The organism is Vasconcelosia minhoensis LEGE 07310 (genome assembly GCF_015207255.1).
GTDB lineage: Bacteria > Cyanobacteriota > Cyanobacteriia > Phormidesmidales > Phormidesmidaceae > Vasconcelosia > Vasconcelosia minhoensis.
On the sequence record NZ_JADEXG010000106.1, the window covers coordinates 1 to 10,052 of the forward strand.

7 protein-coding genes are annotated in these 10,052 nt (G+C 48.7%); all 7 read left to right on the forward strand.

Going from position 1 to position 10,052, the window contains the following annotated elements; genetic code table 11:
* On the forward strand, positions 1-419 hold a 419-nt coding region (locus IQ241_RS24240; protein ID WP_228022057.1), incomplete at its 5' end, for a trypsin-like serine peptidase.
* Positions 420-555: 136 nt separating this feature from the next.
* Positions 556-3,834, forward strand: coding sequence for a CHAT domain-containing protein (locus IQ241_RS24245; protein ID WP_193912232.1), 3,279 nt, complete (start codon positions 556-558; stop codon positions 3,832-3,834).
* Between the two features lie 33 nt (positions 3,835-3,867).
* Positions 3,868-7,041, forward strand: a complete 3,174-nt coding sequence (locus IQ241_RS24250; RefSeq protein ID WP_193912234.1) for a CHAT domain-containing tetratricopeptide repeat protein — start codon at positions 3,868-3,870, stop codon at positions 7,039-7,041.
* 268 nt (positions 7,042-7,309) lie between these two features.
* The gene (locus tag IQ241_RS24255) at positions 7,310-7,633 is read left to right on the forward strand and encodes a hypothetical protein (protein ID WP_228022058.1); all 324 of its coding nucleotides are present in this window, start codon (positions 7,310-7,312) and stop codon (positions 7,631-7,633) included.
* Between the two features lie 437 nt (positions 7,634-8,070).
* Positions 8,071-8,478, forward strand: coding sequence for a hypothetical protein (locus IQ241_RS24260; protein ID WP_193912238.1), 408 nt, complete (start codon positions 8,071-8,073; stop codon positions 8,476-8,478).
* A gap of 302 nt (positions 8,479-8,780) precedes the next feature.
* Positions 8,781-9,179: a hypothetical protein gene (locus tag IQ241_RS25880; protein WP_228022059.1), complete on the forward strand. Its 399-nt coding sequence runs from the start codon at positions 8,781-8,783 to the stop codon at positions 9,177-9,179.
* Between the two features lie 274 nt (positions 9,180-9,453).
* Positions 9,454-9,912, forward strand: a complete 459-nt coding sequence (locus IQ241_RS24265; protein WP_193912240.1) for a PPC domain-containing protein — start codon at positions 9,454-9,456, stop codon at positions 9,910-9,912.
* The last annotated feature ends 140 nt before the right edge of the window (positions 9,913-10,052 follow it).

A 10,052-nucleotide genomic window follows, 5' to 3' on the forward strand; every position in this document is an offset into this window, starting at 1 on the left:
CCCCGCCCCACCCGGATGATTGGGCCTTGGTCGTGCTCAGCAAGCCGCTCGGCGAGAAGTATGGCACGATTGGCTTTGCTGAAATCGACTCGGCTGAGCTAGCGAGCGAGAGCTTTCAAGAAAAGCTGCTAATGGTGGGATATTCCGGCGATTACCCGGTCGAAAACCCAGGCCAGACCGCCGGTGCCCATGCCGGATGCACCGTTCTGGGTGAAGATAATTTAGAGGTGGTCTATCACGAATGCGATACGTTTCCGGGTTCTTCGGGTGGGCCTGTGTTAGCTGAAATTGATGAGCAGTTTTACATTGTTGCCCTCAACTCGGCTGAAGCCAGAGACTCATTCGGCGAAGGCGTTGTCAATTATGCGGTAAAAGTGCCTCGGATGCTCAGGCAAATTAGAGCGCAGCTTACTAATTGAGCCTTTTTCTACGCTCCCAGAACTGGGGGGCGTCTAGCTTAATTTTCATCAGATTTAGAAGATCTCGCCTTCTATTAAATTTTCTGAGCATTTACTTGTTTTCTATCACTTATTGTAGTAAAGATTTTTCAACGCTATGAAAGCTATTGATATATCTGGATTATTTAAGACAGCTTTGCTAGGGTTGTCTGCCTTGGCGACTGTTTCGGGTATGGCTGAAAAAGCCAGGGCGGTAACCGTTGGTGAGGCGCGATCGCAGCCATCCGTTACCCAGACGCTGCTTAGCCAGAACCAGCAGCCTGAGCTGATTTTGCAGCGAGAAGACGCTCTAGAACCCGGTGATTCGGTAGTCGATGGCACCGTCTACGATGAATTTACTTTTGAAGGTCGAGCGGGTCAGGCGATTGCCGTTACGGTACGGTCGGACGAATGGGTTGGTGAGATTATTGTGATAGATCCCCAGGGAAATCCTGTGCTTCGCCCCACTGTAGAATGCCCAGAAAACCTTTATTGCGCAGATGAAGATCCCCTATCAAGCGACAGCCTCTCTGCAGTGACGCTAACTCTGCCTCAGAACGGCACCTATCGCTTGAGAGTTCAAGATGGGGAAGGGCCTTATCGCTTAGCAGTCTGGGACGGTGCCGATGCCTATCAAATGCTGGAGCAGGCTAATGAGCTTCTGCCGCAGGCTATAGGCGTTAATATTGATGTTGGGACTGGTCAGACTAGCTTTGAAGAGCCCGATGCTGCCGTACTGACTCAGCTTCAGTCGCTGGTTTCGGAAGCGTATCAGATATTTCAGGCTGCTGGTGATGAAGCCGGGCAAGAACTTATTCTTACCCGCTATCCGCAGTTCGCGACAGCTTCTGAAGGTGACGATTCGACGTTCGAACTGGTCGGACAAATTTTAGGTTCGATGCATGGGACTGAGCCTGGAGGGCCAGATATTGAAGGTCTGGGTCTTAATTATGGAGAGCTTGTCGAAGCTGGAGAAGAGGAACTCACGCTAGCGCGAGAGAACGGTGGCGCAGGGTTGGAATCAAGAGCGCTCGTCGGGTTGATACAGAACTATATCGGTCGAGGACAGTATCAACAGGCACTGGATGCCTTGGAACAGTATCGAGAAGTTGAGCTGGCAAAGGCTTCAGACCCAGATGATATAGCTGCTATCGAGGACTACACACTACCTGAGCTAGCTTGGATACACCATCTTTTGGGCCAGTATGAAAAGTCGAATGCGATTTACAAACGCTATTTCGAGCTATCCATCGCTCAACAAAACGACCAGCCAGTAGATCGCCTTTCTGAAATACCCAACAATAGTGGTGGAACAGAAGACCTACCGTTTTTCTTAGAAAGCGCTTCCCAAATCTTTGTGATTTCATATCTGCCCTATGTCGCCTACAACTACTACGCAATGGGAGAATATCAGGGCGCTTTAGACTTAACCGAGCGCATCCAGCAGCAGTCTGAGCGATACCGGGATGAGGTTTGGCTACCATTGCTTGAAGATCGCGAATACGCTGATGAACTGCCTCCTCAGTACCAAGCCGTACAAGATAACGCATTAGCCTCATTTGAAGGTGGCGGTTCGATGAACCTTGCCGTCAGAGCCCATGCTTTAAATGCGTTGGGTAGACACAGCGAAGCAATAGACACAGCGCTACAGGTTTTAGAAAAGGAAGGCACATGGTCTGCCTCTTCAGCCGGGCCGAACGCTTTGATTCCTTTGGGGCAAGCCTACTATGCTCTGGGCGATCTGGCAAAAGCGGGTGAGACCTATCAGCAGCTTTTAATCGTCGCCAGTAAGCTGGGCGATCGCTGGTCAGAAGCCTATGCCTATAGCCGTCTGGCGGAACTGCTGGTTGACAAAAAGCAGCCCGAGTTGGCTATTGCATTTTATAAAAAGTCCGTCAATACCCGCGAAGCGATCCGCAGCGATAATCAGGCTTTGCCTCGTGAGCTCAAGCTCTCATTTGTGGAGACGATTGCAGAAGACTATCGAGCCCTGGCCGATTTACTCCTGCAGCAAGACCGAATTTTTGAAGCTCAAGAGGTTTTAGATTTGCTGCGAGTACAGGAGCTGGAAGACTTTTTGCACACTGTTCGGGGGAATGAGCAGCTAGACGGTACGTTAGACTATTGGCCTTCAGAGCAAAGCATCCTCGAAATTTATGCGCAAGAGCTACAGCAGGGAGCGGAGACGCCATTAGATGCCTTCATCAGCCGCGCCGATGTTCAGACAGAAGTACAGCAGCTGAAGCGGACTGCGAGTAGCCAAAATTTGAACCCCGACAGCCTAGAGAATCTTCAGGATAACCTCCGCGCTCTAGACCGAGCCGCGCTTCTGTATCCACTTGTGCTTGAGGATCGTTTGGAAATTATCTTGGTTTCAGAAAACGATATCATCCGTGAGACCGTCCCTGTCAATCGCCAAACGCTCAATGCGGAAATCCTACAGTTTCGTCGCGATATCACTAACATAAATAGCAACCCAGCCGGGAGTGGCCAACAGCTGTATACACGCTTAATCCAGCCGCTGGAGGATAAGCTAGCAGCCGCGGATATTCAAACTCTGCTGTATGCTGCCGACAGCCAGCTGCGCTATATTCCCTTATCTGCCCTCCACGATGGTGAGCAGTGGTTGGTCCAACGGTATAACATCAACCAGATCACCGCTGCCTCCCTGACTGACTTTTCTGCTCCAGATTCCCAAAACCTATCAGTAATCGCGGGAGCTTTCTCTGAAGGGCAGTATAGCTTTGAAGTAGGAGACAGTCAGTTTAGCTTTTCGGGGCTGCCTTTTGCTGGGAAAGAAGTCGATCTGATTGGTCAGGAGATTGCGAATTCGGAAACCTTCTTTAATCAGCAGTTCAACCCTTCAAACGTACTACCCAATTTAGCAAGCTATGGCATCGTGCATTTTGCGACCCACGCCGCTTTCTTGCCAGGATCTCCCGATAACTCGTTTATTCTATTTGGCAACGGCGATCGCATTAACCTGCGCGATATCTCCAGTTGGGAGCTGCCCAACGTGGATTTGGTCGTGCTAAGCGCCTGCGAAACTGCCGTCAGCGGCGGGCTGGGCAACGGCGACGAGATTTTAGGCTTCGGATATCAGATTCAGAGAACCGGAGCTAGAGCCGCGATCGCGTCTCTCTGGCAGGTAGACGACGGCGGCACCCAGACGCTGATGAATTCTTTCTATCTGGCGTTACAGAATGGGTACTCAAAGACTGAGGCCCTGCAGCGATCGCAGCTTGCTCTAATCAATGACGACCTCTCTTTCGTCGGCGAACCCCGAGCTGGTATTCAGATCCTCGATGCCGATACGGGTGAGCCGATTGCGCTAGAAGGCTCCTCAGAACACCCCTACTACTGGGCTCCGTTTATTTTGATAGGCAATGGGCTCTAGCTTAATCGACCCTTTAGGGGGAACATATTCGTCATGAAACAAGCTGTAATGCTATTTAGTTTAGTCGCTGTTAACTTTTTGCTGAGTTCTGCCAGCATAGAGCCCAGTTTTTCTAAAGCAACTGGAAAAATGCGTCGAATAGAAGCAGCTCAGTCAAAGCAAACTGATGAGTCAGCTACGGTGCTGCTTGAGGTCGAAGGTGTACTAGAAGAGGGAGATGCAGCTCTATCAGATGGTAGTTTGTACGACGTTTATGAAGTCGAGGGACAAGCTGGACAGTCAATCACAATTCATCTAGAGAGTGAAGCTTTTGATACCTACGTGCTTTTCATGAATACAAATGGCGAGCTGATTGATGAAAGCGACGATGTATCAAACCAGAACACTAATTCACAGTTGTCGGTTATCTTTGCCAATGATGGTGTCTATAAAATTTTAGCTAATTCATACGATAATACTGGGCGTGGTCGTTATCAGCTTCGAGTGACAGAGGCCAGTCAATCGGAAATAAATCTTGCAGAAGCTCATCGCTTCCTGAACCAAGGTTTACAACAAGACTATTCAAGTCAGTATCAAGAAGCGTTACAGTCTTTTCAACAAGCTTTGGCTCTTTATCAAAATATTGATGATCAGCGAGGTGAGGCTGTCTCTCTAAGCAATATAGGCGGCATTTATTTGTCTCTAGGGCAATATGAACGTTCTATTGAATTTTTACAGCAGGCGTCGGCGATTGACCATGCAATCGGGTATCTTCCGGGAGAGGCAGTTACCTTAGGGCGACTAGGGCTAGCATATGAATCTTTAGGTCGTTATGAACGGGCTATTGAATTTTACCAGCAAGCTTTGAAAATTACACGAGAAATTAATGACCGTAGTTCGCAAGCAAGCATACTAAGCAACATGAGTCTTGTTTATCACTCATTAAGCCAGTTTGACCGTGCTATTGAGCTTCAACAACAAGCTTTGTCTATAGCTCACGAGATCGGTGATCATTTGAGTGAACTCAACGCATTGGGTAACTTAGGCCTCTCTTATGCATCCTTAGGACAATACGGACGTGCGATTGATTTTCATTTAAAGGCTTTGACTATTGCTATTGAAATCAATAACTTTTCTGCTGAAACTACTGCTTTGGGTAACTTAGGCCTTAACTACCATTCTCTGGGTCGGTATGAGTCTGCTATTGATTATCTTCAGCAGTTTCTAAACAATGCGCAGAGAATTGGTGATCGCCAAAGAGAAGCTAATGCCTTTAGCAGTCTTGGTATTGTTTACCGCTCTTTAGGACAATATGATCAAGCTATTGATCTTTTTCAAAAATACTTATCTATTACCCGTGAGATCGGAGATCGTCAAGGGGTAGCTACGGCCCTGAGCAATATTGGCTTTTCCCATTATTACTTAAACCAATACGCATTGTCAATTGATGCCCACAACCAATCCATAGAAATAGCGCGTACGATCGGAGATCGTCAGGGGGAAGCCTCTTCACTTGGAGGCATAGCTATTGCTTACTCAGCTTTAGGTCAGCATCAAAAATCTATAGAGCTTCATCAACAGGCTTTAACAACAGCACGCGAGATTGGAGATCGTCAAGGAGTATTAAACAATTTAGCAAATATAGGTAATACTTACTTGGCTTTAGAAGAGTTCGAAAGAGCTATTGAATTTTATCAGCAGTCTTTGGTAATGACCCGCGAGATTGGAGATCGCTCAGGAGAGGCTATTGCTCTTACAAATCTAGGAATTGCATATGTGAGCCTATCTGATTTCGGAGAAGCAGAGCCACTTCTCCGACAGGCAATAGAAATTCATGAAGATCTTCGTGCCAATCTTTCTGACAATCAGCTTATTTCTCTTTTGGATGTTCAATTTGGTACGTTTGCCGTGCTTGAACTTGCTATTAGTCTACAAGGTAGACCTAATGAGGCTCTTGAAGTTGCCGAACAGAGTCGTGCTCGTGCTTTTGCCCTTCAGCTAGCAAAGCGACTTCCAAACTTGTCAGAATCGCGAAGTTCTGAAAATAACTTGAACAGTGCAGCTCCTACAATTGCCGGAATTCAAAAAATTGCTTATGAAGCAAACACTACTCTCGTTACATATTCTACAATTGGCAACCAAATTCTTCATATTTGGGTTATCCGACCTTCCGGTAACATTGGTTTTCGTTCAATTGACTTTAGTAGTTCAGACTATAATCCAATTACTACTCTTTCTGGCATCGATGGTCCTCTCTATCGTGGCGCTGAAGAACCTTCTGAACTATCCAATCTGGTAGCTGAGACTCGCAGTGCCTCCCTCAACGTAATTAGCACCGAAACCGAGCAGCTCAAGGAGCTCCACCAGATCCTCATCGACCCCATCGCCGACCTGCTGCCTACCGACCCCGCTGATAAGGTGGCCTTCATTCCCCAGGGCAGCCTGTTCCTAGTCCCGTTTGCGGCTCTGCAAGACGAAGAGGGGACTTACCTGGTTGAGAAACATACGATTCTTACAGCACCTTCCATTCAGGTCTTTGGCCTGGCCCATGATGCAGCTCAAGCACAATCTGCTCTGTCAACAGATGATGCCCTAATTGTTGGCAATCCAGTGATGCCAGAGATTACGGTGCCGACGGATTCGGGCGAGCTGAGTCAGATTCAGCTCGCTTCGCTACCAGGGGCTGGTGAGGAAGCAAAAGCCATTGCCCAGTTTTTGAATACCCAGCCCCTCACCGGCAATGAAGCTACCGAAGCCCGTGTCAAACAGCTATTGCCCTCAGCCGGAATCATTCACCTGGCCACCCATGGCCTCCTAGACTACGGCGACCCGAAAACCTCAGGCGTCCGCGACCTGCCAGGGGCCGTTGCCCTAGCCCCCGGCAGTGGTGAAGACGGGCTGCTCACCTCCGCTGAAATTTACGATATGAACTTGCAGGCCAACTTGGCTATCCTCAGTGCCTGCGATACGGGTAGAGGGCGGATCACTGGAGATGGGGTAGTGGGGCTATCGCGATCGCTGATTACGGCTGGTGTCCCCAGCGTGATTGTCTCGCTCTGGTCTGTCCCCGATGCGCCGACGGCTGAGCTGATGACTGAGTTTTATCGTCAGCTCAGGGAAGGGCAAGACAAAGCTCAGGCCCTGCGGCAGGCCATGCTAGCCACGATGGCAGAGCATCCAAACCCCAGAGATTGGGCGGCGTTTACCCTAATTGGGAATGGATTGTAGCGAGCCAGTGAATAAGTTTGTTTTGCTGAGGAATAGTTTCTTGTGTCTGAAACAAGGCTGCTTGTGAGGACCTTCCAAGGTTATTGACGAGGGAAATCGTCGAATTGTTCTGAGATTCAGTCATCATCGTGCATCGCTCCATTTCAATCTTCTCTTAATCCATGTGAGGCATCAACTCATGAAACTCAAATTCAAGACATTAGTGGCCTGCTCGCTTGGCCTAGGGTTACTTATCCCTGCTGGACAGGCAATAGCGCAGCGTGTCAGCATGCGCTATGACGACATTCCAGACGTTTGCAGAGCCGATCTTAATTCGGGCCGAGACTATTGCAACCTTTTTCGGCTAGATGTCGATGGCAATACTAGCCGATGGAATTTTGACAACTTCGACAATGCCGTAGACGTCCTGTTCATTACCGACCGCTCTGCCTACAGAATTGAAGATGGTATTCACTACTATTCTATTCGAGCCAAGTTTGTAGATGGTAGACAGGTCTCTGGCGTTAGCGGTACCTGTGCAACCGATACCCCTGATTTCTATAGCGCGGCCTGCCGACAGAGTAATGGAGAAACCTATCTTTATGATTATTAGAATAGTTCGATAGCGTTTGGTCAAAAAACGCTAAGGGGATCGGAGATGGCTCCGGTCCCCTTCTTGTTGAAAGCCGCGATCGCGCTTGTTTCCGTTCAGGAGGGGGCGCGATCGCGATCAGGCCCGGCATGGTAAGTATCTGAGCATTGAAATTTACATAAGTGGAATTGTCATTCCGAGCAGAGCGTAGACGCTTGCGGCTTCCCGAAGGGTGGAATCTCTCAATTGCAGATGCTTCCAGGCGAGATGCCTCGATAAACTCGGCATGACATCAGCCTCTTCTTTGCAAAAAATTGTAACTAATTTTGTCTGACCACTTATCAGGGCAGGAGACTATTTCCCTAAGCATCGACCGCAGCGGTGAATAAGTTCCTCTCATTTAGGAATAGCTATTTGTGTCTGCATCAGACCCTTTATGCTTCGTGAGGCAACACACAATGAAAACTAGATTTAAGGCAATCGCTGCCCTGGCCCTTGGTTTTGGACTTTTGATTCCTACTGGCAAAGCGCTAGCAGAGCGCCTGACCATGCGATATGATTCGGTTCCCGACGTTTGCGACTTTGAATATGGCTCGAGTGAAGGCAACTGCCGCCTCTTTCGGCTCTATGCGGACGGCAATTATTCGTATTGGAATTTTGATAATTTCAGGAATGGTACAGACGTCATGTTTACAACTAGCAGTACCCCATACGATATAGAAGACGGAATTCACTACTACCGGATTATTTATAAATGGGTAGATGGCAGACGTTACAATGCGTCAGGGACCTGCGCGACAGATACTCCCTCTTTCCGCTACGCGCTCTGTCGGCAGGGAGACTACACGTATCGCTATCGATACTAAGGGACTTGCGCGCAAAAAACTGCCGTTGCGGTAAGACTACTAGGCTTAAATTCTGACTCGGTCGCGAACACCGCCCTGCACTAAAGTGACAGGGCTAACCTGGCAAAACCCACTGAAGGGGTTGAAAATATAGGCGTCTGCCCTGGCCAATGAACCTTCTATCCCCAGTCCCTTCAGTGGACTTGTCTCAGTCAGCGCTGAGTTTTAACTCGGCGCGGGGCTGCGGGGCTCAGCCAGCCCTGGCCTGGACCGAGCTCAATACCGGGCTATTGCTCCGACAACTGCATACTTTTGGTGCGAGAATGAAAACTCTCTTTGCTTTGACTTGTTCCTGTCTGCTTCCGTTTTCGCTTTCCTCTCCTGCTCTAGCTCAGCTGGGTGGATTTGAATGCTACAGAACAGAGTCTGGCGTCTATGGAATTAACAACTGCTCTAACTTCAGCTATGAGGAGCGTCTGTCTGAATACGTCCTTTGGCGGTTTAGCGGTTTCCGCCAGTCAAGGGACAATATAGCATTTGCGACCTATCCTCAACCCTACGACACTCAAGCTGACGGGACTCGCTATTACCAAGTCTATGCCGTTTTTGCCGAAGGGAACCGCTACGACACGCAAGGTGTCTGCAGGGCTAACCAAAGCTTTTCCGACGTGACCTGTAGGGTTAATCAAATTACCTACCGCTCTCGCTATATCATCAATTAAGGCCCAGCCCTTGTAGGATTCTAGGGCTACGCGCCCTGAAGCGCTGTTTCTCGGCATCCGCAATAGTCCAGTTTTGATTTTACTACAGTAGTTCTCCAGGTCGCGATCGCGCCCATCCTTGTTTCCGTTCAGGGGTAACTGCGATCGCGACTTTTCCAATGTCATGCCATCAGACAGCTGGAAAATATCTCATGTAGAACAGCATCTGTGAATAAGTTCTCCTCGCCCAGGAATAGTGACTATTGTCTACAACAAACCCTATTTGTGAGGTCTTATGAAATTCTCAAAACCCGTTAGCCTATCCCTAGCGACCTTACTGGTTAGCCTAGCGGCTCCCTTTGGGCTGCGCCAGCTCTCCAATGGTGAGGTCTCCTTCAGTAGCCTAAAAGCCATTGCTGCGGCTCCTTTACTCCAGATTCAAGATGAGCTGAATGAGGAAGACGAACTGGTCGAATTTGACGAAGGTAACCGTTTGGTTGATTTACATCGATTTGATGGAACAGAGGGAGAGGCGGTTTCCATCAGTTTAGAAAGCCAGGATTTTGACACCTATTTGTTGCTGTCAGGCCCAGATGGCGAGGTTATCGATTCAAACGACGATATTAGCGCTGATAATTTAAACTCAAAGCTAGAACTTACCCTGCCCCAAAGCGGTTCCTACAGAGTCTTTGTGACTTCTGTTGAGTACGAAGGCCAAGGCAGCTACGAACTGACTGTGCTGCCAGAAGGTTAGCTAGAGTAGGGACTGGCAATTAAATAGCGTACCGGTTCGCCCACTCTTCGAGAAGCCGCTTTGGCGTCTACACCCTAAATCCCTCTCCCGGGGGGCTACTGTGTATACACAACTGTGAGATAATGACCGAAAGTGCTGAT